The 23,853-nt window shown below is 71.4% G+C and carries 22 protein-coding genes and 2 pseudogenes; 11 read left to right on the top strand and 13 right to left on the bottom strand.

The genetic code is table 11. The annotated features are described in order from the left end of the window. Window positions 1–3 precede the first annotated feature (3 nt). The 3 genes from ACFY0U_RS27760 to ACFY0U_RS27750 all read right to left on the bottom strand — a co-directional run bounded on the left by ACFY0U_RS27760 (window position 4) and on the right by ACFY0U_RS27750 (window position 2,922). Window positions 4–1,506 carry a metallophosphoesterase family protein gene (locus ACFY0U_RS27760; protein ID WP_388640233.1) on the bottom strand — a complete coding sequence of 501 codons (1,503 nt, stop codon included), beginning with the start codon at window positions 1,504–1,506 and terminating at the stop codon, window positions 4–6. Window positions 1,507–1,597: 91 nt separating this feature from the next. Then, entirely contained in the window at window positions 1,598–2,491 is an 894-nt protein-coding gene (locus ACFY0U_RS27755) for an MHYT domain-containing protein (protein ID WP_388640231.1), read from the bottom strand. 122 nt (window positions 2,492–2,613) lie between these two features. Beyond that, window positions 2,614–2,922, bottom strand: coding sequence for a ribosomal protein L7/L12 (locus tag ACFY0U_RS27750; RefSeq protein ID WP_388640229.1), 309 nt, complete (start codon window positions 2,920–2,922; stop codon window positions 2,614–2,616). Between the two features lie 142 nt (window positions 2,923–3,064). Here ACFY0U_RS27750 and ACFY0U_RS27745 point away from each other — a divergent pair, with 142 nt between their 5' ends. Both ACFY0U_RS27745 and ACFY0U_RS27740 read left to right on the top strand, forming a co-directional pair. After that, window positions 3,065–3,592 carry an FABP family protein gene (locus ACFY0U_RS27745; protein ID WP_388640227.1) on the top strand — a complete coding sequence of 176 codons (528 nt, stop codon included), beginning with the start codon at window positions 3,065–3,067 and terminating at the stop codon, window positions 3,590–3,592. A 215-nt stretch (window positions 3,593–3,807) separates the two neighbouring features. Beyond that, entirely contained in the window at window positions 3,808–4,317 is a 510-nt protein-coding gene (locus ACFY0U_RS27740) for a GNAT family N-acetyltransferase (RefSeq protein WP_388640322.1), read from the top strand. Window positions 4,318–4,440: 123 nt separating this feature from the next. Here the strand turns inward: ACFY0U_RS27740 and ACFY0U_RS27735 are convergent, their stop codons facing one another. Continuing rightward, complete coding sequence (locus ACFY0U_RS27735) at window positions 4,441–5,220, bottom strand: SDR family NAD(P)-dependent oxidoreductase (RefSeq protein WP_388640225.1); 780 nt, start codon at window positions 5,218–5,220, stop codon at window positions 4,441–4,443. Between the two features lie 73 nt (window positions 5,221–5,293). Here ACFY0U_RS27735 and ACFY0U_RS27730 point away from each other — a divergent pair, with 73 nt between their 5' ends. After that, window positions 5,294–7,276, top strand: a complete 1,983-nt coding sequence (locus ACFY0U_RS27730; RefSeq protein WP_388640223.1) for a prolyl oligopeptidase family serine peptidase — start codon at window positions 5,294–5,296, stop codon at window positions 7,274–7,276. Here the strand turns inward: ACFY0U_RS27730 and ACFY0U_RS27725 are convergent. The 3 genes from ACFY0U_RS27725 to ACFY0U_RS27715 all read right to left on the bottom strand — a co-directional run bounded on the left by ACFY0U_RS27725 (window position 7,254) and on the right by ACFY0U_RS27715 (window position 10,110). Continuing rightward, window positions 7,254–8,453: a glycoside hydrolase family 64 protein gene (locus tag ACFY0U_RS27725; RefSeq protein ID WP_388640221.1), complete on the bottom strand. Its 1,200-nt coding sequence runs from the start codon at window positions 8,451–8,453 to the stop codon at window positions 7,254–7,256. The two genes, ACFY0U_RS27730 and ACFY0U_RS27725, sit on opposite strands and share 23 nt — an antisense overlap. Window positions 8,454–8,623: 170 nt before the next feature. Beyond that, window positions 8,624–9,379, bottom strand: a complete 756-nt coding sequence (locus ACFY0U_RS27720) for a dienelactone hydrolase family protein (RefSeq protein ID WP_388640219.1) — start codon at window positions 9,377–9,379, stop codon at window positions 8,624–8,626. A gap of 110 nt (window positions 9,380–9,489) precedes the next feature. Next, window positions 9,490–10,110, bottom strand: a complete 621-nt coding sequence (locus ACFY0U_RS27715) for an L-threonylcarbamoyladenylate synthase (protein ID WP_388640217.1) — start codon at window positions 10,108–10,110, stop codon at window positions 9,490–9,492. 158 nt (window positions 10,111–10,268) lie between these two features. Between ACFY0U_RS27715 and ACFY0U_RS27710 the strand changes: the two genes are divergently transcribed. Then, entirely contained in the window at window positions 10,269–11,777 is a 1,509-nt protein-coding gene (locus ACFY0U_RS27710) for a helix-turn-helix domain-containing protein (RefSeq protein ID WP_388640216.1), read from the top strand. A 121-nt stretch (window positions 11,778–11,898) separates the two neighbouring features. On the opposite strand, the gene ACFY0U_RS27705 is transcribed toward ACFY0U_RS27710, so the two are convergent. The 5 genes and pseudogenes from ACFY0U_RS27705 to ACFY0U_RS27685 form a co-directional block, all read right to left on the bottom strand. Further along, a complete protein-coding gene (locus ACFY0U_RS27705; RefSeq protein WP_388640214.1) occupies window positions 11,899–13,134 on the bottom strand; it encodes a cytochrome P450 in 1,236 nt (411 codons plus the stop codon). Continuing rightward, window positions 13,131–14,286: pseudogene (locus tag ACFY0U_RS27700) on the bottom strand (cytochrome P450); the annotation flags it as partial. The gene ACFY0U_RS27705 and the pseudogene ACFY0U_RS27700, both read right to left, overlap by 4 nt. A 296-nt stretch (window positions 14,287–14,582) precedes the next feature. Continuing rightward, complete coding sequence (locus tag ACFY0U_RS27695; RefSeq protein WP_388640212.1) at window positions 14,583–15,623, bottom strand: NAD(P)-dependent alcohol dehydrogenase; 1,041 nt, start codon at window positions 15,621–15,623, stop codon at window positions 14,583–14,585. 19 nt (window positions 15,624–15,642) lie between these two features. Continuing rightward, window positions 15,643–16,416 (bottom strand): SDR family NAD(P)-dependent oxidoreductase, encoded by a 774-nt coding sequence (locus tag ACFY0U_RS27690; protein WP_388640210.1) that lies wholly within the window; start codon window positions 16,414–16,416, stop codon window positions 15,643–15,645. Between the two features lie 7 nt (window positions 16,417–16,423). Further along, window positions 16,424–17,068 (bottom strand): TetR/AcrR family transcriptional regulator, encoded by a 645-nt coding sequence (locus ACFY0U_RS27685; protein ID WP_388640209.1) that lies wholly within the window; start codon window positions 17,066–17,068, stop codon window positions 16,424–16,426. A gap of 138 nt (window positions 17,069–17,206) precedes the next feature. Between ACFY0U_RS27685 and ACFY0U_RS27680 the strand changes: the two genes are divergently transcribed. The 6 genes from ACFY0U_RS27680 to ACFY0U_RS27655 all read left to right on the top strand — a co-directional run bounded on the left by ACFY0U_RS27680 (window position 17,207) and on the right by ACFY0U_RS27655 (window position 22,715). After that, window positions 17,207–18,565, top strand: coding sequence for a transaminase (locus tag ACFY0U_RS27680; RefSeq protein WP_388640207.1), 1,359 nt, complete (start codon window positions 17,207–17,209; stop codon window positions 18,563–18,565). Between the two features lie 5 nt (window positions 18,566–18,570). Then, entirely contained in the window at window positions 18,571–19,011 is a 441-nt protein-coding gene (locus ACFY0U_RS27675; RefSeq protein ID WP_388640206.1) for an Lrp/AsnC family transcriptional regulator, read from the top strand. Between the two features lie 62 nt (window positions 19,012–19,073). Further along, entirely contained in the window at window positions 19,074–19,310 is a 237-nt protein-coding gene (locus ACFY0U_RS27670) for a hypothetical protein (RefSeq protein WP_365414068.1), read from the top strand. Between the two features lie 102 nt (window positions 19,311–19,412). Next, entirely contained in the window at window positions 19,413–20,333 is a 921-nt protein-coding gene (locus tag ACFY0U_RS27665) for a phosphotransferase family protein (protein ID WP_388640204.1), read from the top strand. A gap of 229 nt (window positions 20,334–20,562) precedes the next feature. After that, window positions 20,563–21,990, top strand: a complete 1,428-nt coding sequence (locus tag ACFY0U_RS27660) for an alkaline phosphatase family protein (protein ID WP_388640202.1) — start codon at window positions 20,563–20,565, stop codon at window positions 21,988–21,990. A 92-nt stretch (window positions 21,991–22,082) separates the two neighbouring features. Beyond that, window positions 22,083–22,715, top strand: coding sequence for an SRPBCC family protein (locus ACFY0U_RS27655; protein WP_388640200.1), 633 nt, complete (start codon window positions 22,083–22,085; stop codon window positions 22,713–22,715). A gap of 119 nt (window positions 22,716–22,834) precedes the next feature. Here the strand turns inward: ACFY0U_RS27655 and ACFY0U_RS27650 are convergent, their stop codons facing one another. After that, window positions 22,835–23,356, bottom strand: a complete 522-nt coding sequence (locus tag ACFY0U_RS27650; protein ID WP_388640198.1) for a hypothetical protein — start codon at window positions 23,354–23,356, stop codon at window positions 22,835–22,837. A gap of 349 nt (window positions 23,357–23,705) precedes the next feature. On the opposite strand from ACFY0U_RS27650, the pseudogene ACFY0U_RS27645 reads away from it, so the two are divergent. Next, window positions 23,706–23,816, top strand: a pseudogene (locus ACFY0U_RS27645) (endo-1,4-beta-xylanase); the annotation flags it as partial. Window positions 23,817–23,853: the final 37 nt, after the last annotated feature.

Genomic DNA, 23,853 nt, shown 5'->3' with positions numbered 1-23,853 from the left:
CGATCAGATCAGGGGGATGGTGACCTCGTCCTCGATCGGCGGGTCCAGCTCTTGGCGGAGATTGCCCGTGGCCGCGTGGCAGCGCAACCGGATGGCCTCCGGGGCGACGTCCAGGCGCAGGAAGCACTTGAAGAACGGCGGGCTGTAGGTCGCGGAGCTGGGGGAGAACAGCTGTGTGTAGATCTTGCGGACCGGGAGCCGGAACCGCGAGGTGCGGTCGGGGCGACCGCCCGCGCCCAGCAGACTGGCGACCAGCCGGGTGCGGAAGGTGACCCGGGCGGGCTCGCCCGGGGTACGGGTCAGGGGGATGCCCAGGCGCTCGGCGATCACCGCCGCCGCGTCGGTGGCGGAGAGGGTGAAGAAGCGGCGCATCCGCAGCCGGCGCCCGTAGAGGGTGCTGTAGAAGGCGAGCGAGTCACCGCGCAGCGGGTAGCAGCGGAAGTCCTGCTCCGTCACGTCGGCGACGGAGACGCGCGGGATGGTGTGGGTGGCGTGCATGAAGGCACCGCCGCCGCCCGAGACGACGTACTGGATGGTGCGGCCGTCCACGTCGACCGGATAGCGCTGGTAGTTGTGGATGTCGCCGCCTATCGCCGCGACGTAGTGGTGCTCAGGAGCCCGGACGATGTCGTCGACCGTGCCGCCCCCGTCGATGGGGCAGGGGTGGTGCTCACCGTCCACGTACAGAGGCGAGCCGGTGATGAGGATCTTGGGGCGCGGCCCCTTGGACACCTCGCGGAGCCATGCGCCCTGCTCGGCGTCGATCGTGCCCAGCAGCCCGGTGTCGATGCCGATGATCCGCACCGGCCCGGCGTCGATCGCCCAGTACGGGCCGGGCTGGACCGCCTGTTGGCCGGCCGCGGAGCGCAACTGCCGTGCCTGGTCGAGACGTTGTCCGTCGTGCGGGCTCGGGCGGTGCCAGAGCAGGGAGCGCAGCCAGGCCCGGCTGAGCGGGCGCGGCCTGGGCTCTGGGGTGAGCGCCGGGGTGTCGGCGCAGAAGACGCGCATGAACGCGCCGAGGTCCTCGTACCAGTCGTGGTTGCCCGGTATCGCGTAGATGGGCGCCGGGTAGTCCCGGTACGGGCGGAAGAACTTCGTGTCGTAGTCGTCGGCGCTGCCCACCGGGTAGATCACGTCACTGGCGACGACGGAGAACCGGGTGTCCTGACTGACCTTCAGGAAGCCGGGCACGACGGCGTACTGGGGCGCGTCGCCCTCGCCGGTGTCGCCGATCACCATGAAGGAGAACCGGTCCGGGTCGTCCCGCCGGATCACCTTGTCGGCGGGTGCGCCGGCCGCCGCCCGCTGAGCCACCCAGCGGCTGCGGGTACGGCCCGTGGGGTCCCCGAACCAGGAGGCCAGCACGCCGTTGCGGGCCGCCCACAGGGTCTTGGGACTGAGCCAGGAGAGCTTCTCGACCTTGGGCGGCATCAGCCGCTGGTACGCGCCGGGTTCCGCGGCGCCCCAGCCGGCGCCTTCGGCGGTATCGCGTGAAGATTCAGACACCGGTGCACCGTAACAATGATCTAGCGACGGCCGGCCGGGGGGAGGGCCTTGCTTCTCGTGAACGAGCGGTTCGTGGAGGGTTGTTGGCCTTTCACCACTCGCCGGTGCGCTGTGACGCCTCGTACGGGTGCTGGCGGGCGCGCAGGGGTACCGCGGACGCGTCGAAGACCGAGTTGTGGCGGGGTGCCGGCGGCTCGTCGGCGGATGCCTTGGCGGGGCGGCGGCGCGCGGTGGGACGGTTCCAGTCGCCCTCGCCCAGCACGAGCAGCGGGTCGAACATCACGACCACGCCGGCGAGTACGAGGAAGATGACCGGCCCCAGCAGCATCGGCAGCAGCAGCGAGGAGGCCGAGTCACCGGCCCAGGTGCCGCCGGTCGTGCCGTGCACATGGACGCTGACGGCGGCCATCGCCGTGTAGTGCATCCCGGACACGGCCACGCCCATGACGAGACTGGCGCCGAGGCTCGTCATGAACCCGCGGATGGTGACCGCGGCCCACAGTGCCGCGGTGGCGGCGACGATGGCGATCACGATGGACAGGGAGACCGTCAACACGTCATAGCTGATCGCGCCGTTGATCCGCATCGCGTACATGCCCAGGTAGTGCATCGCGGCCACGCCGAGACCGGTGACCGTGCCCGCCAGGGCCAGGTTGGCGGTGCCGGCGCCGCGGTAGCCGACGATGAACACGCCGATGCCGACCACGATGACGGCCACGGCGAGGCTGAGGAGGGTGAGGCCCGCGTCGTAGCGGATCCTTGTCTCCTCGACCTGGAAGCCGATCATGGCGATGAAGTGCATCGTCCAGATACCGCAACCGATCGACGCGGCGCCCAGCGCCAGCCAACCGGGCTTCCACGACTGATCGTTGAGCAGGGACCGGACGATGCAGCGCAGTCCCAGCGCCCCTCCCAGACAGGCCATGAGATAAGCCGCCACCGGCGTCACGGCGCCATAGCGAAACCCGTCAACCGTGCCTTCCATAAGCCAACTCCCCCCAGAGTCACGGCTGCTGATGCTGCCAGGTCTTTGGGGCAAGGACCGGGTAAAGCAAGCATTTACCGCCAGTAACCAGTGAACTCTGAACTACCAGAGGTTCACTTTGGTCACTCAGCGATGAGATCCGGCCATGAACGACTCGCGGAACGGCTCGCCCAGCTCCCGGCTCGCACCTCGGCCTCCGCGCCCGCCGCCGCGAGCTCGACCACGGCCGCTTCCGCGATGTCCCGCGGCAGACCGTCCAGCACGATGACGGGCGCCCCGGAGACGAGGAGCTTGCTGTGCCAGAGGCTCAGCCCCGTCAGTTTCCGTACGGCGCGGACGACGTCCGGCGTGCGGTCGCCGGCGCGCGTGAGCACCGCGGCATGCGGCTCGTCGTCGCAGATCAGTACGGCATACGTCACCGGCTCCGCCATGTCGGGACGCCCCCTGGTGTCGAGTGGTCCAGTCTCGTGCACGGCGGAGGGCGGCGCACCCGGGTTTCGGCGCGCGGGTGCGAGGCGGTGGCGTCGGGGGCCTAGGCTCTCACCCGGCACCGGCACGACCTCTGGAGCGTTCATGGACATCCCGTACCCCGACGGCCGCAGCCCAGACGAGGCGCCCGTTCCGCACGCGCTGCTCGCACCCGTGCTCGGGTTCCTGGGGACGTGGCACGGGCGGGGGCGAGGTGAGTATCCGACCCTTGCCGAGGACTTCACGTACGCGCAGGAGGTCACCTTCAGCCATGACGGGCGCCCCTTCCTCCACTACGAGGCGAGGGCCTGGCTGCTGGACGGCGACGGGGTGCCCCTGCGGCCCGCGGCGCGGGAGAGTGGGTGGTGGCGGCTTCAAGCCGACGGCCGGGTGGAGGCGCTGATCACCCAGCCGACGGGCATCGCGGAGATCGCGGTCGGGCAGGCGGCGGACGGCGCCGTCGACCTCGCCACCCACGACGTGGCCCTCACCCCCACGGCCAAGGACGTCACCGCCACCCGCCGCCGCTACACCCTGACCGACGCCGACACGATCACTTTCGTCCACGACCTCGCGGCGGTCGGCCAACCCTTGCAGCACCATCTCTCGGCGAGCCTGCGCCGCAAGCGGTAGGCTCGTCCGCGTTCGTGTGTGCCCGAGTCGAGGAATGCGGGGAGGCGGGGTCGGTGACCGTGCTCAAGGCCACTGCCGTACGCAGCGCCCGGACCCTCCTCACGTTCCGGGCGACGGTCTGACCTCCACCGGAGCTGCCTCGCCGGGAGCGTGAGCTCGCGAGGCGTCACCCACACGAACACCACCCTGGAACGGATCCGTATCCCGTCATGAGCATGCGCACCGACTGGATCACCCGCGCCGAGACCGGCGCCGACATCCCCGCCATCCGCGAGATCGACCTGGCGGCCTTCGACACCCCTCTGGAGGCCGACCTCGTCGAGGCCCTCCGCGCCGACACCGCCTGGATCGACGGTCTGTCCCTCGTCGTCACCGACCAGGACGGCAAGGTCGTCGGCCACGCGCTGCTGACCCGCTGCCACATCGACGACACCCCGGCCCTGTGCCTGGGCCCCGTCGCCGTACTGCCCGAGCACCAGCACACCGGCGCCGGATCGGCGGCCATCCGGGCCGCCCTCGACGCGGCCGGGAAGAGGGGCGAGCGCTTCGTCACGGTCCTCGGACACCCGCCGTACTACCCGCGCTTCGGCTTCACCCGGGCCTCGGCCCACGGCATCCGCATCACCCTCGACGTCCCGGACGAGGCCATGATGGCCCTCGCCCTCGACGCCGAACACCCGCTGCCCAGCGGCACCGTCCGCTACGCGGCACCCTTCGGCATCTAGCCGGACCCGCCGTGCGGGAGCGAGCGCGCCCGCCCCGCACGGCGGCATGCCAGGCTCAGTGCACCGACAGCCCGCTGTCCACGAAGAGCGCCTGTCCCGTGACGTACGCGGCGGCCGCCAGGCTCAGTGCACCGACAGCCCGCCGTCGACGAAGAGCGCCTGCCCCGTGACATACGCGGACGCACCGCTCGCCAGGAACACCGCCGCGCCCGCGAAGTCCTCGGCCAGACCGTTGCGCCCGACCATCGTGCGCCCCGCCAGTTCCGCCACCTTCTCGGGATCGGAGGCCAGCCGCGCGTTGAGCGGCGTCATCACGAAACCCGGCACGAGCGTGTTGCAGGTGACGCCGTACGGCGACCAGGCCTCGGCCTGCGAACGGGCCAGCGACTCCAGCGCCCCCTTGGAGACCCCGTAGGCGCCGCTCTGCACGAACGCCCGGTGCGCCTGCTGCGAGGTGACGTGGATGATCCGCCCGAACCCCCGCTCGGCCATGCCGGGCCCGAACCGCTGGCCCAGCAGGAACGGCGCCTCCAGGTTCACCGCCATCGTGGTGTCCCACACGTCCTCGCCCAGCTCGCCCATCGGCGGCCGCAGATTGATCCCGGCGCTGTTGACGAGAATGTCGGGTTCACCGAACACTTCCGCCGCCCGTTCCGCCGCCGTACGCGTCCCGGCACGAGTGCCGAGGTCGCCGCTCACCCACGCCGCCCGGCAGCCCTCCGCGGTCAACTCGTCGACCGTGGCGGCCAGTTCCGCCTCCTTGCGCGCCACGACCACGACACTCGCCCCAGCCCGGGCGAGCGCCCCGGCGATCGCCCGGCCGATGCCGGAACTGCCTCCCGTCACCACGGCGACCCGGCCGTCCAGGGAGAACATTTCGGAGAGATACGTCTGTGAGCTCATGCCTCGCACCCTAGACGTCATGATCGAGTCGAACGTGCGTTTGAATCCGTGCGGAAGTGGAAGGTGATCGTACGTGGATTCCCTCCCAGAGCAGCTCGTCCGCACCCGGCGCTTCGGCAACGGCGTCCCCGAGCGATTCACGGTCGCTCCCGACGGGAGAACGGTCCTGTTCCTGCGCAGCCGCACAGGAGACCGATCGGCCGCCTGTCTCTGGGCACTCGACCTCGACACCCGGTCCGAACACCTGCTCGCGGCCGGAGGGGCGACGGGGATCGAGGCGTACGCCACCGACCGGGCCGTCGATCTCGTCGCCCTGCAACGCGCGGGGGACCTCTGGACGGTGGCCGTCCGGCACGGCAACCCCCGACGCCTGCCCGCCCGCGCCCCGGTCTCCGATCCGCGCCCGGACCCGACCGGTCGCCGTATCGCCTACGTCTCCCAGGGTGCCCTGCGGATCATCGCGGCGGACGGAACGGGCGACCGGACCGTCGCCGAACCGCCCGCCCCCGACATGGAGTTCGGCACCGCCGAGCACACGGCGGTCACCTCGCTCGACGGACCCCGCGGACACTGGTGGGCCCCGGACGGCGAACGGCTCCTGATCGCCCGCACGGACTCCACGGCCGTACCGCACTGGCCCGACGACCAGCCACCCGGCCTGCGGCTCGCGGCAGCCGGCGCCGAGAACCCCGACGTGACGCTGTGGATCGCCGACCTCGACGGAGCGCTGACCCGGATCGAGTGGGACCGCACCGCCTTCGAGTACGTCGTCGGGGCGGGCTGGGACAGCCACGGCCCGTTCGCCCTCGTACAGTCCCGCGACCAGCGAACCGTCCGTCTCCTCGCCGTCGACCCGGCCGACGGGGCGACGGAACTCCTGGACGAGCAGCGCGACCCCCACTGGGTGCACCTCGTCCCGGGGCTGCCCGCCCGCTCCGCTTCCGGCGCCCTGTTCTCCCACGCCGACCTGCGCGGCACCAGGCACCTCACTCTGGACGGCGTCCCGGTCACACCTCCCGGCCTCCAACTGCGGGCCGTGCTGGGTGTGGAGGGCGAGGACGTGCTGTTCACCGCGTCCGACGAGCCCACCGAGACGCACCTGTGGAGTTGCCGGAAGCCGGACGGGCCGCGTCGGCTCAGCTCGGGCGCGGGGGTGTACTCCGGTGTACGGCGAGGCGGCACGCTGGTGCGCGTCGGCGGCCGTGCCGAGGTGCTGCGGGACGGCGAACCGGCTGTGCCTGTCGTCTCGTACGCCGAACCGCCCGTACTGGACGTGCACGCGATCCCGCTCGTCCTCGGCCCGCACGAGCTGCGCGCCCGGCTCCATCTCCCCTCCTGGCACAGGCTCGGCGAAGGGCGGCTGCCGGTCCTCCTCGACCCGTACGGCGGGGCCGGAGCGCAGCGGGTCACGGCCGAGCCGCACTGGAAGACCCTGGTGTCGCAGTGGTTCGCCGAGCACGGGTTCGCGGTCCTGGTCGCCGACGGGCGCGGCACCCCGGGGCGTGGGCCCGACTGGGAACGCTCGGTCCACGGCGACCTGTTCGGACCCGCCCTCGACGACCAGGTGACCGCGCTGCACGAGGCCGCCCGCCACCATCCCGACCTCGACCTGGGCCGGGTCGGCATCCGGGGCTGGTCCTACGGGGGCGGGCTGGCCGCCATGGCCGTACTGCGCCGGCCGGATGTCTTCCGTGCCGCGGTGGCCGGGGCGGGGGTGGCCGATCAGCGGCTCTTCAACGCCCGCTGGCGGGAACGCTTCCTCGGGCACCCCGACCATTTTCCGGAGCGGTACGAGGCGGCCTCCCTCGTGCGGCTCGCCCCGACCCTGAACCGTCCCCTCCTGCTGATCCACGGTCTCGCCGACGCCAGGGTCCCGGTCGCCAACACCGTACGGCTGTCCGCCGCACTGCACGCGGCCGGGCGCCCGCACGAGGTGGTTCTCGTGCCGGGCGCCGGGCATCAGCCGGTGGGGACCGCGGTCACCACCGAGCTCTTGGAGCGTCAACTCCGCTTTCTTCAGCGGTACGTGGGGGTCAGCTCAACGGGTCGAGCGTGAGGTACGCCTGTTGCGGATTCCCGTCGTGCACGAGGGACTCGTGGTGGCCCACGTCGTCGAAGGCGAACGCGTAGGCCTTGCCGTCGGCCATCTGGGCGTGGATGAGACGGGCGTAGTGGTTGGTCACCGCGTCCTGGTAGAAGCCCGCCGACGAGGTGTCCGGCTGGTTGGGGTTGGTGAGGAGCGTGGAGCGGTTGAAGCCCGCGCACAGGGTGCGGGAGATCGGGCCGCGGACGAGGTCGTTGGGTGCGTCGAGGAGCCGGTGGCAGCCGAAGACGCTGCTCGCGTCGGGCTTCTGGAAGCTCGTGACGGTCGCGCCGGAGGAGTTGGTGAAGTTCATGACGCCGCCGGAGACCCGGCCGTAGTACTTGGTGTTCGGCTGGTCGGCGAAGGGGGTCACCGTGAGCGTTGTCGTGGCGTACTTCTGCCAGACCCGGTCGATGTAGTTGTCCAGGACGGAGGCCGGCAGCGCTCCGGTCTCCAGTCCGTAGGCGGGCGAGAGCGCGCGCAGCACCGTGCCGTCCGGGCGCGTCTGGACCAGGCCGCCCCAGCCGCCGGACTGGCCGCGCAGGCCGTTGATGACCGCGTTGTAGCCACCGGACTTGAGACGCCCCGTGTTGATCGTGGTCCCGTCGGCGCGCTGGACGCCCACCGCGTAGGGGACGGAGAACATGTCGACCTGGGTGCTGTTGAGCCACAGGCCCGAGTCGTTGAGCGTGTACTCCGACCAGTTGAAGAGGATGTTGCGGTTGGGGTCGCTCGGATTCTGTACGGCCGGCTGCACCAGACCGCCGGTGGTGAGCCGGAAGTCGAGTTTCTGGCCGTAGGAGAAGTAGACGCGGCCCGAGAACTTGGGCATCCGGATCGTCTTGGACTGCCCGGCGGCCGGGCCGGGGATGGAGGCGTCCGGGGCGGGGGTGGGCGGGTTGCCGCCCGCGGGCCAGGCGTGGAAGGTGCCGTTGGCGTCGGCCCAACCCTGCTGGCCCGTCGCCAGGTTGGTGCCGAGGTTGTAGACGTAGACCGCGTCGCCGCGGCCGGAGTTGTTGGTCAGTTTCAGGGGGATCGTGGCCGGTACCGCGCCGCTCGCGGGCTGTGACGCTCCGAGCGCGAGCAGCCCGCCGAGCAGGGTGGCCGCAGCGGCTGTGGCGAGGAGTTGGTGCCTGAGTCGTCCGAGCACTCTCCACCTCCGTGTGGGGGGATGTGGATGGGTGGATTGGTCCGTACCAGTTCTGAGAGCGCTCTCAGAGTTACGCCGCGACGCGGGCATGTCAATGACCTCGGTAGAACTCGGGTGTCCGTGAAGATCACGGACACCCGGGTCGTCACGCGTGCTTCAGAGAATCTGCTTCAGAACGTGCGCTTCAACAGATCGAGCAGCGCCGCCCAGTGCCGCTCGTCGCCTTCGCTGTGGTACGCGGCGGTGTCGGCCTGGGTGAAGCCGTGGTGCGCGCCCGGGTAGACCTCGCAGCGGTGCCGTACGCCGGCCTTGGTGAGCGTGTCCTCAAGAAGCTGGATCTGCTCCGGCGGCAGCGAGGGGTCCTCGTCGGCGTGGCCGAAGTACAGCTCGGCGGTGATGTGTTCGGCCACCAGATGCGGGCTGTCCGGCGCGTCGGTCGCCAGCCGGCCGCCGTGGAAACCGGCCGCGGCCGCGACCCGGTCCGGATAGGTGCCCGCAGTCAGCAGGGAGAGCCGGGCGCCCATGCAGTAGCCGGTCAGCGCGACCGGGCCGTCAGCGACGAGCGGGCTCTCGGCCAGCCACCCCAGATAGGCGTCGGCGTCACGCATCGCGAGCTCGGGGGTCAGGGACTGCATCACCGGGCCGATGCTGTCCCAGAGGTCGGGCCGGCTGTGGGTGTCGATGAACTCGGGCAGCTCGAAGACCGGTGAACGTCCGTGGCGGTAGAAGACATTGGGGACGAGCACCGTGTAACCGGCCCCGGCGAGCCGGTCGGCCATCGACTTCAGGTGCGGGCGCAGGCCGAAGGCGTCCTGGTAGAGCAGGACGCCCGGGTGGGGGAGTCCGTCGCCGGGATGGGCGAGATAGGCGTCGGCGACGCCGTCCTCGGTGGAGATGTCGACGGATGTTCCCTGTACGGAGGTCATGGGGGCTGCCTCTCTGCGCGGTGGGCGGCGAGCAGTTCGCCGGCCCGGGAAGGTGGGCCGCCGATATGGTTTCACCTGCCATCCACCTGTGTGGCGGCACCCCCTGGGCCCTATTCGAACCGGCTCGTGTCCCCGGCCCCGTGCCGGATGATCTCCGCCTCGCCGTTGGAGAAGTCGATGACCGTCGTCGGCTCGGTGCCGCACTCGCCGGAGTCGACGACCGCGTCCAGCACATGGTCGAGCCGGTCCTTGATCTCCCAGCCCTGGGTCATCGGCTCGTCCTCGTCGGGCAGCAGCAGCGTGCTGGACAGCAGCGGCTCCCCGAGCTCGGTGAGCAGGGCGTGCGTGACGACGTGGTCGGGGATGCGCACCCCGACCGTCTTCTTCTTGGGGTGCTGGAGCATGCGCGGCACCTCCCGCGTCGCCGGGAGGATGAAGGTGTAGCTGCCCGGCGTCGACGCCTTGATCGCGCGGAACACATCGTTGTCGATCCGGACGAACTGGCCGAGCTGCGCGAAGTCCTGGCAGACGAGGGTGAAGTGGTGCCGGTCGTCCAGCTTGCGGATCGTCCGGATCCGGTCGATGCCGTCACGGCTGCCCAGCTTGCAGCCGAGCGCGTAGCAGGAGTCCGTCGGATACGCGATGAGCGCCCCGTCGCGGATGCTGTCGGCGACCTGGGAGATGGTGCGCGGCTGGGGGTTGTCGGGGTGCACGTCGAAGTACTTCGCCATCCGCCGAGCTTATGCCGTCCCGGGGCGGCGGCGACGCAGGCCCGGGCCGCGGAGCTGCTTGTTCCACCGCCCGGAGCGGGAAGACCGCAGGCCATCGGTGAGGTAACGTCCCGGACCACTGTGCCGAGGTCGATGCGAGGGACGAGGAGACGGGTGCCGTGGCTGGCGGAGGGGACGGTCGGGTGAAGGGCGCCGGCGCGCCATGGGCGGAGGAACTGCTCGACCATCTGCGGCCCACCGGACGGGACATCCGCCGGGTCGTCGCCTGGCTCGCCGACGGCGTGGACGGGACGGCCGCCCTCCAGGACGCCGGCGGCGCCCTTCTCGCCGGCACCCGGGTCCCGCTCGACGAGGCCCTGGTCGCCGAGATCGTCGCCGGCCGGATCGCCTCCGCCGCCTGGGAGGGCGAGGGGCGCCACCAGCGCCTGGTCAGGGTGGAGCAGCCGCACTCCGCGACGGCGGGCGTACTGGCCGTGTCCCGGCCCGCGCCGTTCGACCGGCGGGCCGCCGACATGCTGACGCACACCGCCCAGGTCGTCGAACTCCTGCTCAGGGCGCGCGAGACGACGGCCGCCGGACTCCGGCTCGCACGGGCCACCGCCGATCTGCGGCTGGCGATCCTGCAACTGCTGATGGTGGAGGACATCGTCTCCGCGCGCCGCGTCGCGGCGGGCCTGTGGCCCGGGCTGCTCGACACGGACTCCGCGTGCGTCTACGTCGTGGAAGGCACTGCCGAGGAGCGCGACCGGCTGGCCGAGGAGTGCGTGCACGCCACCGAGGAGCAGGCCCTGGTCGTGCGCTGCCCGGCCATGGACCAGCATGTGATCGTCGTGGTCCCCGACGAGTCCGCCGCCCGGGAGCTGCGCTCGGTGGTCGACGGGCGCCCCGACACCTTCATCGGCGGCAGCTCCCGGCAGACCCTGGCCCGGACCGCCACCGCCTACGGACAGGCCGTCAGCGCCCTCGCCGTCGCGCACTTCCGGCCCGACAAGGCGGCGGTCTACGCCGAGCGCACCCACCCCGAACGCCTCATGGACCCGGCGCTCCTGCACGGTTGGGCCGCGGACCTGCTGGGCCCGCTCGACGTCCTGGCCCACCACACCCACGGTGAACTCCTCGCCACCACCCGGCTCGGCCTGGAGTTCACCGCCGTGAGCGCGGCCAAGGTCCTGGGAGTGAGCCGCAACACCGTGCGGGCCCGCATGGAGCGCGTGGAGGCGCTGCTCGGCACGGACTTCTCCGACCTCACCGTCCGCGCCCTGGTCCACCTGGCACTGAACACCCAGGCCGGTATGGAACAGGGCCCCGGCACGCAGTCGTCGGCGCCCGTCCCGCTCGGGGACGTGCTGTCCGGGCCCGCCCTGCGCACCTGGGCCCTGGACCTGCTGGGCCGCCTCGACCCGGACGCCCGCGACCTGCGCCGCACCCTGCGCACCTGGATCGCCGCCGGCGGGAACTCCGAGCGGACCGCGCAGACACTCGGCGTCCACGCGCAGACCGTGCGCGAACACGTCCGCAGCGCGGAGCCCGTCCTGGAACGGCAGCTGCTGGCCGCGGGCAGCGATCTCTACGAGGTCGTCCTGGCCCATCTGGCGACAGGAGAGCTGGCACCGCCCCGGCTCGTCGCGCAGAAAACGCGCCATTCGGACTCACCTGTGCACAGGTGAGTCCTCAGGGCCGCGCAGCGGGCACCGCTGCGGTTCACAACCGCTCCGCTGTTCACGTAAGTTCGACGGGCCGCAGGGGCACGACCGGAACGGGGGACCGGTCCTGCCCCTGTTTGCGCTGTCAGCCGTGCGGCCGCACCGGCACCTCCTGCCAGCCGAACGCGATGAACGACGGCACCTGCCGCAGCTCTTCCTCGCCGACCGCGAGGCGCAGGTCGGGAAAGCGGTCGAACAGGGCGGGCAGCGCCGTCAGTGCCTCCACCCGGGCCAGCGGTGCGCCGATGCACCGGTGCACACCGATCCCGAACGCCAGATGGTCGTCCGCCCCGCGCGCGGCGTCGAAGGCGTCCGCGTCCGGGCCGTAGTGGGCGGGGTCGAGCCCGGCGGCGGCGAAGGTCGTGATGATGGCGTCGCCCGCCGGGACGGTCACATCGCCGACCTCGATGTCACTGACCGCGAACCGCAGCGGCAGCGAGGCGATGGAGGGCTGCGACCGCAGCGTCTCGTCGACGACCGCGTCCCAGCCGATCCGCCCGGACCGCACCGCGGCGAGCTGCTCGGGGTGGCGCAGCAGGGCGACGACCGCGTTGCCGATGAGGTTGACGGTCGTCTCGAAGCCGGCGCCGATGACCAGCAGCAACGTGTACAGCAGCTCCTCGTCGCTGAGCCGGTCGCCGTCCTCGTCCCGGACCCGGATCAGCTCGGTGGTGAGGTCGTCGCCGGGGTGCGCGGTGCGGTGCGCGATCAGCGCGGGCAGTACCGTGCCGATCTGCCGCTGCACGGACGCCGCGTGCTCCGGAGTGGGGTCGGAGGTGTCCATGATGGCCGCTATCATTCGCGCGGTGTCGGCCACCAACTCGTCGGGGACACCGAAGAGTTCGCAGATGATCCGCATGGGCAGCGGATGGGCGAGGCCGGCGCGCAGGTCGACCACCTCGGCGTCGTCCGCCGCCACCGCGTCGAGCAGCTCCGCCGTGATCGCCTCCACCCGGGGGCGCATCGTCTCGGTGCGCCGGTGGGTGAAGCTCGGCGCCACCAGCTTGCGCAGCCGGGTGTGGTCGGCGCCGTAGGTGGGGAGCATGTTGACCACGCCGATCCAGCCGAGGACCCAGCCCCACGAGGGATGTTCGCCGAGTTCGGGCCACAGCCGCCAGTGCAGCCGGGGATCCTTGCTGGCCCGGGGGTCGAGGATGAGTTCCTTGAGGGTGTCGTAGCCCGTGGGCGCCCAGGCGGGGATGCCGCCGGGCAGTTCGACGGGGACGATCGGGCCGAGGGCGCGCAGCCGGGCGCATTCGGCCGCGATGTCGGATCCGAACGGGTCGAGGACGAAGCGGTCGATGCGGTCGGTCACGGTCACGACGGACCTCCAGGCTGGTCGGGGGAGCGGGGGCTGAACCGGACGGGCAGCGCCGTCAGCGAACGGTGGAACGGGCCCGGCCGCCAGGCGAGTCGCTCGCGCGGCAGCACGGGTTCGAGGTCGGGCAGCCACTGGGTGAGCCGCTCGATCGCCTCGGTGGCGATGAGCAGGGTGTGCTGCTTGACCGGGCAGGCGTGCGGGCCCGCCGACCAGGACAGATGGGAGGCGTCCTTGGGGTGGCGGGCCCTCGACGACCTCCCGCTCGGCGAAGTACGCGAGCGCCCCGTACGACACCACGACCGGCACCGCCGCCCGGATCCACGTGCCATGGAAGGTCATCGGCCGACGAGCGTAGTGGATGCCGTAGTTGGCGAGCGGGGTCTCGTGGTGCAGCACCTCGACCACGGCGTCCATCACCGGGCGGGCGCCGTCGGTGAGGGTGGAGTAGTGGACCGGGTTGCCGAGGATGCGGGACAGCGCGTTGGACACCAGGTTCGCGGTCGGCTCATGGCCGGCACCCAGGGTGAGGAACACCTGCCAGGTGACCTCCTCCGGGGTGAGTCCCGCCGGGTGGTCCAGGAGGTGGCTCGGCAGGTCGTCGCCGCGCCGCTCGGCCTTGGCGGCGATCAGCTCCAGTACGTAGCCGCCGAACTCCGCCTCGCCCGCGGCCGCCTGGGCGCCGCCCTCCATCATCTTGCCGAGCGCCTGGTCGAGCCGCTCGCTGTGGCTGTCGGGCAGCCCGAAGAGGCTGTTGAAGACCAGCGCCATCAGCGGCCGGGCGAACTCGCCCACCAGATCCGCCTCGCCCCGCGGCCCGATCCGGCTGACCAGCAGATGCACGGCCCGGTGCACGCGGGCCCGCAGGTCGTGCGGCTCGACCAGGTCGAAGGTGTCGATCAGCGTGGTGCGGTAGCGGGTGTGGGCGGCGCCGTCCGCGAACAGGGAGTTGGGCCGCCAGCGCATCATGCCGAGCACGGGGGAGTCGTCGGCGACCGTCGACTCCCACGGCCGCGGGTCGTGGGAGAACGCCTCCGCGTCGTGCAGCAGTTCCAGCGCGGCCCGCCGGTCGGTGACGACATACGCCGGCACACGCGGCGCCAATTCCGCCCAGCCGACCGGACCTTGGGCCCGCAGGTCGTCGTAGTAGCGGTACGTGCGCGCAGCAGACCGCCGCCGAGGGCGAACGCGGACAGGGTGCCGACGGCGAGACCGCCGACGGCCAGGTCCGGTAAATCGATCATCGAATCGGTTTCCAGGGGAAGTCGGGCAGGGGCGGGTCCGAGGCCCGGTGGCAAGGCGCTCGCAGCACAGTACACACCGTCGCCGACCCCTCTCGCACGGTTGATCGAGACTTCGCTCCGAAACCGAACGCTCTCTGTTCACTTCTGCGTCGACTGTCGGAAATGCCGTGTGGGGAAGGCGAGTTGACGCCTTCCTCATCATTTGGATCAGCCGTGCGGCAGGATCACCGCACGCCCGTTGATCTTCCCGGCGTGCAGCCGCTCATAGGCCAGCGGGGCCTCGTCCAGCGAGAACGTCTCGGTGTGCACCGACACCGCCCCGGCCCGCGCCAGCGCCAGCACCTCGATCAACTCGCCCCGGCTGCCCCAGTACGGCGCGCTGACCGACACCTCGAAGGGCAGCGCCCCGAACCCGACCGGCAGGGTCCCGCCACCGATACCGACGATGGTCACGTCGCCCTCGACCGCCGCGACGGCTCCCGAGGTCCGTACGGTGGGCTCGGCGCCGACGAAGTCGAACACCGCCTCGGCACCGCGACCGTCGGTGAGCCCGCGCACGGCGTCCGCGGCCCGCGCGTCCGACAGCACCGTCTCGTGCGCCCCGACCTCCCGGGCCAGCCGCAGCTTGTCCTCGCTGACGTCCAGCGCGATCACCCGGGCCGGCGTCAGCGCGCGCAGCAACTGGATGGCGACGTGCCCGAGCCCGCCCGTACCGATCACCACCGCGGTCGATCCGGCCACCAGCTTGGGCAGCGACCGCTTGATCGCGTGGTACGGCGTCAGCCCGGCGTCCGTGAGCGGCACCGCGGCGACCGGGTCGAGCCCGTCCAGCGGCACCAGATGCCGGGGGTCGTCCACGAGCAGGTACTCGGCCATCGCGCCCGGCGCACCGAGCCCCGGCGGACGGATCCCCAGCTCGTCGGCGCGCAGACAGTAGTTCTCCTTGCCCTCCGCGCACTTGGCGCAGGACCCGCAGCCCCACGGTCCGTACACGGCGACCGAGTCGCCCTCGCGCACCCCGCTCACTCCGGCGCCCAGCGCGGCGACCGTGCCCACGCCCTCATGGCCGAGGGTGAGCGGAAGCTCGTACGGGAATCCCTCGGCGGGCCAGCTCATCACGGCGATGTCGGAGTGGCACACACCGGCGGCGGTGACCTTCAACAGGACCTGCCCGGGGCCGGGTTCGGGATCGGGGACGGTGACCACCTCGGGCGCTGCGCCGATGGTGCGGTACTGAAGTGCCTTCATGACGGACTCCCTTCTGCGGTCAGACGGCCGTGTAGGCGCCGTCGACCAGGTGGTAGCTGCCGGCCACGAACGAGGCGCGCTCGGACAGCAGGAAGACGATCAGCTCGGCGACCTCCTCGGCGCGGCCGAGGCGGCCCGCCGGGTGCAGGCCCACCAGTCCGTCGTACGCGGCCTGGTCCATGCCCTGGAGCAGGGGCGTCTCGATGAAGCCGGGGCCGACCGCGTTGACGCGGATGCCCTTCGCGGCGTACTCGGCGGCCGTGCTCTTGGTCAGACCGACCACGCCGTGCTTGGCGGCGACGTAGGCGGGGGAGCCGGCGAAGCCGACGGAGCCGAGGATCGACGCCACGTTGACGATCGCACCGCCGTTGCCCGTCGCCTCGATGGCGGGCAGTTCGAAGCGCAGGGAGTAGAAGACGCCGTCGAGGTTGGTGCGCACGACACGGTCGTAGGCCTCGATGTCGTACTCGCCCGTCGGGGCGCTCGGGCCGCCGATGCCGGCGTTGTTCACGGCCAGGTCCAGACCGCCGTAGGTGTCGACGGCGAAGGCGACGGCCGCCTCGACGGAGTCGGGGCGGGTCACGTCGACCTCGACGGCGGCGGCCTTGATGCCGTCGGCCCGCAGTGCGGCGGCGGCCTGCTCGGCGCCCTCGGCGTTGTAGTCGGCGATGACGACGTTCGCGCCGCCCGCGCCCAGCCGGCGGGCGGTCGCGAGGCCGATGCCGGACGCGGCTCCGGTGACGAGGGCGGTCCTGCCGGTGAACTCGGTGGCGTAGTCGGTGGTGGTGCTCATGGTGCTCTCACTCTTCGGCAGTGCTGTCGGGGGCCGCGGACGCGGCCTCCGAGATCAGGGCGTCGTAGGCCCGCTCCACCAGGGCGGCGAGGTCTGCGGCTCCCGAGTCGGGACCGGCGGCGCCGCGCGCCCAGAGGCGCAGCGCGGCCGTGAGGACGCCGGCGGCGGCGTCGACCACGACGGCGGGGCGTACGTCCCGGACGTCGTCGGTGCCGAGCCGCTCGGCGAGGATGCGGATCGAGTCCTCCTGGGCGTCGACGCGGATACGTTCGTACGCGGCGAACAGGGCGGGCTCGCGGTCCACCAGCGCCAGCAGTGCGCGCATCTTCGGGCGCAGGTGCCAGGCCGGGTGGTCCTCGTCGGCCAGCCAGGCGCGCACCGCCCTTCGGTAAGCCAGTATCGGCGGTTCGGCGGCGGGGCGCTCGCGCAGCAGCGCGTTGATGCGGTCGCCGTCGCCGCGGACGAAGTCCAGGGCCGCGTCCTCCTTGCCCGCGAAGTGCCGGCTGAAGGTGCGGCGCGTGACGTCCGCGCGCTCCGCGATCGCCTCCACCGTGGTGGCGGCGAGCCCGCGCTCCAGGATCAGGTCGACGGCCGCGGCGGCCATGGCGTTCCTGGTCTGCCGTGCTTTGCGCTGCCGTCGGTCCTCGTTCATGTCTTCGAGGCTACACCTTGATGTCCCAGTGGGACATATGACTCATTGGGACACTTGATTCCGTTGTCTTGACGCTCGAATCAGTCGCTCTAGAGTGAGACGACCCTGTTTTCTTTCGTACGCACGCTCGGAGCGCCCATGGACCGCACCCGTCTCCAGCACCTCCTGGCCCGCGAGAGGGCGGAGGCCGAGCGCCGCTGCCCGCGCTCCCAGGAGGCCTACGCGCGCGCCGGGCATCTCTTCGGGCGGGTGCCGATGACCTGGATGAACAAGACGGCCGGGCCCTTTCCCCGCTACCTCGACACCGCCCGGGGCGCCCGGGTCACCGACATCGACGGGCACGAGTACATCGACTTCTGCCTCGGCGACACGGGCGCCATGGCCGGGCACTCGCCCGCACCGGTGGCCGAGGCGGTCCAGCGCCGGTTCGCCGAGCAGGGCGGCGCGACGGCGATGCTGCCGACCGAGGACGCCGAGTGGGTCGGCGCGGAGCTCACCCGCCGCTTCGGGCTCGCCCGCTGGAGCTTCTCGCTGACGGCGACCGACGCCAACCGGTGGGCCATCCGGCTGGCCCGTGCCGTCACCGGCCGCCCGAAGATCCTGGTGAACAGCTACAGCTACCACGGCAGCGTCGACGAGTCCCTCATCGTCGTCGGCCCGGACGGCCACGGCACGGCCCGCCCCGGCAACGTGGGCGCCCCGTGCGATGTCACCCTCACCAGCCGGGTCGCCGAGTTCAACGACCTGGAGCAGTTGGAGCGCGAACTGGCCCACGGCGACGTGGCCGCCGTCCTCATGGAACCCGCGCTCACCAACATCGGCATCGTGCTGCCCGAACCGGGCTATCTGGAGGGCGTCCGGGCGCTGACCCGGCAGTACGGCACCCTGCTCGTCAACGACGAGACCCACACCCTCTCCGCGGGCCCCGGCGGCTGTACGGCGGCCTGGGACCTGGAGCCCGACATGCTCACCGTCGGCAAGGCGATCGGCGGCGGCATCCCGGCCGGCGCGTACGGGCTGTCCGCCGAACTCGCGGACCGCCTCCTCGGCCGCGACGACCTCGACCTCGTCGACATGGGCGGCGTCGGCGGCACCCTCGCGGGCAACGCCCTCTCGGTCGCGGCGATGCGCGCCACGCTCGAACACGTCCTGACGGACGAGGCGTTCGGGCGGATGGCGAAGCTGTCCGAGCGGTTCGAGGCCGGTGTCCGGGCCGGCATCGACGCCCATGGCCTGCTTTGGTCGGTGAGCAGGCTCGGCGCCCGCACCGAGTACCGCTTCACCTCACCGGCCCCGCGGACAGGCACCGAGTCCGAAGCGGCCGGCGACGCCGAGCTGGAGGACTTCCTGCACGTCCATCTCGCCAACCGGGGCATCCTCCTGACCCCCTTCCACAACATGGCGCTGATGTGCCCGGACACCACCGAGGCGGACGTGGACACCCACACCGAGGTCTTCGCCGCCGCCCTGGCCGAACTCGCCGGAACGGAGGGCTGAGCACCGTGGACGAGATCGACCGGGCCATCCTGCGCGAGCTCCAGACCGACGGGCGTATCGCCTACGCCGACCTCGGTCCCAAGGTCGGCCTGTCGGCGTCGGCCGCCCGGCAGCGCCTTCAACGCCTTCTGGACTCCAAGGCCGTTCAGGTCGTCGGCGTCACCGACCCGATGGCCATGGGCGGCCAGGCGATGGCCCTGCTCGGCATCGGCGTGGACGGTGACCCGCGAGCCGTCGCCGACGAACTCGCCCGTCGGGACGAGGTCGTCTACTCGGTGCTGACCTCCGGCGGCTTCGACCTGTTCGCCGAGGTGGTCGCCCCCGGGCCGCGTGACCTGCTGGACTTCGTCAACGACGTCGTACGCAACGTCGAGGGCGTCCAAGAGGTCCGCTCCTTCCCGTACTTCGGCATCCACACGCACCGTTTCCTGTGGGACGTCGGCTGATTGACCCGCGTGGCGCGGGTACCCGGGCGGCTCCGGAACGACAACCGCTGGAGGAGGCCCGCATGACCAGCAGCACGGAGACCGGCGGCGTGACCGGTACGCCGGACAAGGACTACAACCTCATCTGGTACGTGGAGGCGTGCCTGAGCAACGCGCTGCGCCTCGAGACGTACATCCACGACGCCGAACGCAACAAGGACACCCAGGTCGCGGATCTGTTCCGCAAGGCACAGGCGGACAGTCGCAAGGGGGCCGAAATCGGCAAGGGACTGCTGCGCGCGCGGCTGAACGGCGGCTGACCGCAGGGTTCCGAGGGGCGCTCGGCCGGGGGTGTCCGGCCGGGCGTTCCGCACGTCCAAAACCGTTTGCCCTCCGCCCGCGCCCCGCCTACGGTCGCGATCATGCTGCCCGTGGTGGAGACCGACGAAGAGTGGGACGCCGTCGTCGGGGACGAGAAGCTGATGCGGGCCGGCGCGGAGGACCTCCGCGCCCGTCTCGGACTCGGTGACGCGCCCCTGACCCGCTTCCCGGACGGCTCGCAACCGGTCTACGCGGTGGGTGAGGACCGGGTCCTCAAGCTCTTCCCCACCTCCGCCGCGCGCGACGGCATCGCCGAAGGCCGCGTCCTGTCCCATCTGCACGGGCTGCTCCCCGTACCGACGCCCGGGGTGGACGACTTCGGGCCGTACGAGAACGGCTGGCAGTACGTCCTGATGTCCCGGCTGCGCGGCGAGAACCTCGCACGGGCCTGGGGCCGTATCCCGCGGCCCGACCGGGAACGCCTCGTCACCGAGATCGGCGAGGCCCTCGCCGCCCTCCACTCGCTCGACCCGGCGCCGCTCGACGACGTCCTCGGGCCCGGCGACTGGGGTGCCTTCCTGGACCGGCAGCGCGAGAACGCCGTGGCACAGCAGCGCGGCCACGGACTGCCGGACACCTGGCTGGAGCAGATTCCGGACTACCTCGCCTCGGTCCCCCTGCCCCGCACCCCACGCCGCTCGCTGCTGCACACCGAGGTCATGCAGCAGCACTTCCTGGTCGACCCCGACGGCTGGCGCCTGACCGGCCTCTTCGACTTCGAGCCCGCCATGATCGGCGACGCCGCCTACGACTTCGTCGGCGTGGGCCTGTTCGTCACCCGGGGCGACCCCCACCTGCTCGCCCGGCTCAGCACGGCGTACGGAAGCGCCGTCGACCCGGCCCACGCCCTCGCCTACACACTGCTGCACGTGTACAGCAACCTGCCGTGGTACCTGAGGGAGTTGGAGGGCCCCGCCGAAGGGACCCTGCCCGGGCTCGCCCGCGCGTGGTTCGGAGCCTGACACAGCGGGCCTCCCGTCATCCCCACGTCATGGCGCGGTCAGGTGTTGCCAAAGGGCGGGCAACGGCCCGCTGTTGCGGTTCATGGCTTGGCCAACCCCTTCCCGCACGTTGTCCGCATGTTCATCACGTGCCCCTGATGCCCTGTTCCGCCCCGAGCGGAGAGTGATCGGCGGACCGGTTCCGACACCGGGACCGGCCGGAGTTCCTCCCGTTCAAGAAGGGGCAATCATGGCCGAGTTGACCCGTCGTAGACTCCTGGGCTCGGCCGCGGGCGCACTGGGCGGCGCCGCGGCACTCTCCCTCCTCCCGCCGAGCGTGCAGAAGGCGGTCGCCGCCGAGCCGCCCCGGCGCGGTTCGCTGCACGACATCGAGCACGTCGTGATGCTGATGCAGGAGAACCGCTCGTTCGACCACTACTTCGGCACCCTGTCCGGCGTACGCGGCTTCGCCGACCCGGACGCCCTGCGGCTCGACACCGGCCGCTCCGTCTTCTACCAGCCGGATGCCGAGAACCCCAAGGGCTACCTCCTGCCCTTCCATCTGGACACCCACAAGTCCAGCGCCCAGGCCATCCCGTCCACCTCGCACGCCTGGTCCGTGCAGCACGAGGCGTGGAACGGCGGCAGGATGGACCGCTGGCTGCCGGCCCACCGCAAGGCGGACGGCGTCAACGGACCGTACGTCATGGGCTATTACACCCGCGAGGACATACCGTTCCAGTTCGCGCTCGCCGAGACCTTCACCGTCTGCGACAACTACTTCTGCTCGGTCTTCGGCCCGACCTGGCCCAACCGCCTGATGTGGATGACCGGCACGATCGACCCAGGCGGCACCCGGGGCGGCCCGATCCTCAGCAACGTCGTGCCGACGCCGTATCGCTGGACGACGTACGCCGAACGCCTCCAGGCGGCCGGGATCAGCTGGAAGGTGTACCAGCAGGACGACGACTACGGCTGCAACATGCTGGAGCAGTTCGCCGCGTTCAAGAACGCGCGGCCCGGCTCGGACCTCTACGAGCGCGGTGTCCGCCCGCAGCCGGAGGGCACCTTCGAGGACGACGCCCGCAACGACCGGCTCCCCACGGTGTCCTGGATCATGCCGACCAGCTACCAGTCGGAGCACCCGGACTATCTGCCCGCCGCGGGCGCCGACTTCGTGGCGTCGAAGATCGAGGCCATCGCCGCCAACCCCAAGGTGTGGCGCAAGACCGCCTTCATCCTCAACTACGACGAGAACGACGGCCTGTTCGATCACGTGCCCCCGCCGACCCCGCCCGCCGGCACGGCCGACGAGTTCGTCCAGGGCCTGCCGATCGGTGGCGGCTTCCGTGTCCCGGCCATCATCATCTCGCCCTGGACGGTGGGCGGTTGGGTGGCCGGCGAGGCCTTCGACCACACGTCGGCGCTGCGGTTCCTGGAGCGCTTCACCGGCGTCGAGGAACCGAACATCAGCGACTGGCGGCGCGACGCCTTCGGTGACTTCACCTCCGCGTTCCGCTTCACCGCCGGCCGACCGCGTCCGCCCCGGCTGCCCGAGGACACGGCGCAGCAGCTGGAGAAGGCGAAGGAGGAGGTGGCCACCCTGCCGAAGCCGACGCTGCCCGGAGCGGACCAGTCGTTCCCGCACCAGGAGCGGGGGCGTCGGCCGCACCTCTGATTCCGCGGCGGCACGGGGGCCGGGATCAGGCGGTCCCGGCCCCTTTGTGCGAGCGTTGCCCCTGGTAGGCCGTGAAGAGGAAAGGAGCGGGGATGAGCGAGAGCGTCGATCAGATCGAGCGCGGGCACCGGGAGGTCGGCACCCGGAAGGTCGAGACGGGGGAGGCCCATGCGGTGCTGCTGCGGCGCACCTATGACGCCGGGATCGACGACGTGTGGGACGCGGTGACCTCGCCCGAGCGGATCGGGCGATGGTTCCTGCCGGTCACCGGGGAGTTCCGGCTCGGCGGGAGCTATCAGCTGGAGGGGCATGCCGGGGGCGAGATCCTCGAGTGCGTGGCGCCGGAGCGGCTGCGGGTGAGCTGGCTGTACGGGCCGGACCCGGGCTTCAGCGAGGTCGAGGTGCGGCTCACGCCCGACGGCGAGGGGCGCACGGTCTTCGATGTGGAGCACGTGGCCGTGGTGCCGGAGGACTTCTGGAACCAGTTCGGGCCCGGCGCGGTCGGCATCGGCTGGGACAGCATCGCCCTCGGCCTCGGCATGCACCTCGCGGGCCGCGGGATGAGCCGGGAGGAGTCCGAGGCCTGGCAGGGCACGGCCGAGGCCAAGGAGTTCTTCCGACGGTCAGGCGAGGAGTGGGGCGCCGCCTACGCCGCCTCGGGAGCCGACCCGGAGACGGTGGCGGCCACGACGGCGGCGACGGTCGGGGCGTACACGGGGGGATAGCGGCGCCGGCGGGACGCGCACGGGTGTCTTGGCGGGCACTGCCGCTCGGACGGTACGGAGGTACGCCGGTGTCGCCCGGGTCGGCCCTGTCGCACCGCGACGGGGCCGATCCGTCGGGGTCAGGGCTTGGCGCTCCATGAGTGGGCCACGTCCACCACGACCCGGTCGTCCACCCGCAGGACCCGGAACGGGAGCCGGGCGCGGACGCCGAGGCCGAACTGTGTGTCGCCCTCGAAGCTGCCGGCGAATCGGGTGTCCCTGAAGGTGCGGTACCCGTCGAGGTCGACGCCCGGCAGCGGGCGGTTCACCCGTCCGGGAAAGGTCGGGGCGCCGGTCTCGACGTCGTAGGCGGGAGCGGCCACCCGCACTTCGAGGACGGCGCCGCCGCCGACCGGTATCAGCCGGCCCGACCCGTCCTGGTGGAGCTGGTCGACGTACCGGACGGAATAGCCGAGCTCGGCCTTGTCCGCGCCCGGGACGTCCACGACCAGGCGGTCGTAGCAGGCGTGCCGTCCGGTCCGTGCGTTCGTCACCGATTCCGCCGTGCTGACCGCTTGCTTCTTGTCGAGGCTGCCCCAGCCGGTGGGGCAGGTGGTGGCGGCCTGCGCGGGTACCGCGGCCACGCCGAGCGTCGCACCCATGAGAGCGACGGTGGCCCATGTTGTTCTGCTTCGTCGCATGATGTCCCCCGGGATAGTCATCTGTCTGTTATCTGATGAGACAACACGGTTGATGAAAAGGTTGCACCTTGTCCCGATATCAATTTCCGAAACATTCGATTCTGCGATCGAATATCTGAGGGGATCTGGGAGTCTTCGGTCAATTACCGAGAGCTGACGTGAGGCCTGTTGACGGTGTGACGCACCGCTCATGGTCTCGGCGAAATTCCGGAATCAGCACGAAACTTTCGAACGGAAGGAGCGAGATGGGCACCCGCAGATCCATCCTCCTGCCCCGCAAGACACTGGTTCTCGGCATGGCGAGCCTGCGTATAACTCGGTCACGCCCGAGAACGAGATGAAGTGGGACGCGGTCGAGAGCACCCGCAATTCGTTCACCTACACAGCCGCCGACCAGATCGTCAGCCACGCACAGAGCAAGCGTCCTGACCATGGCGTGACGCCGACGTACCGGCGCG

Source organism: Streptomyces sp. NPDC001536 (genome assembly GCF_042894505.1).
Lineage (GTDB): Bacteria > Actinomycetota > Actinomycetes > Streptomycetales > Streptomycetaceae > Streptomyces.
Note: the sequence above shows the minus strand (reverse complement) of the source record. Positions and strands in the feature narration are given on the sequence as shown.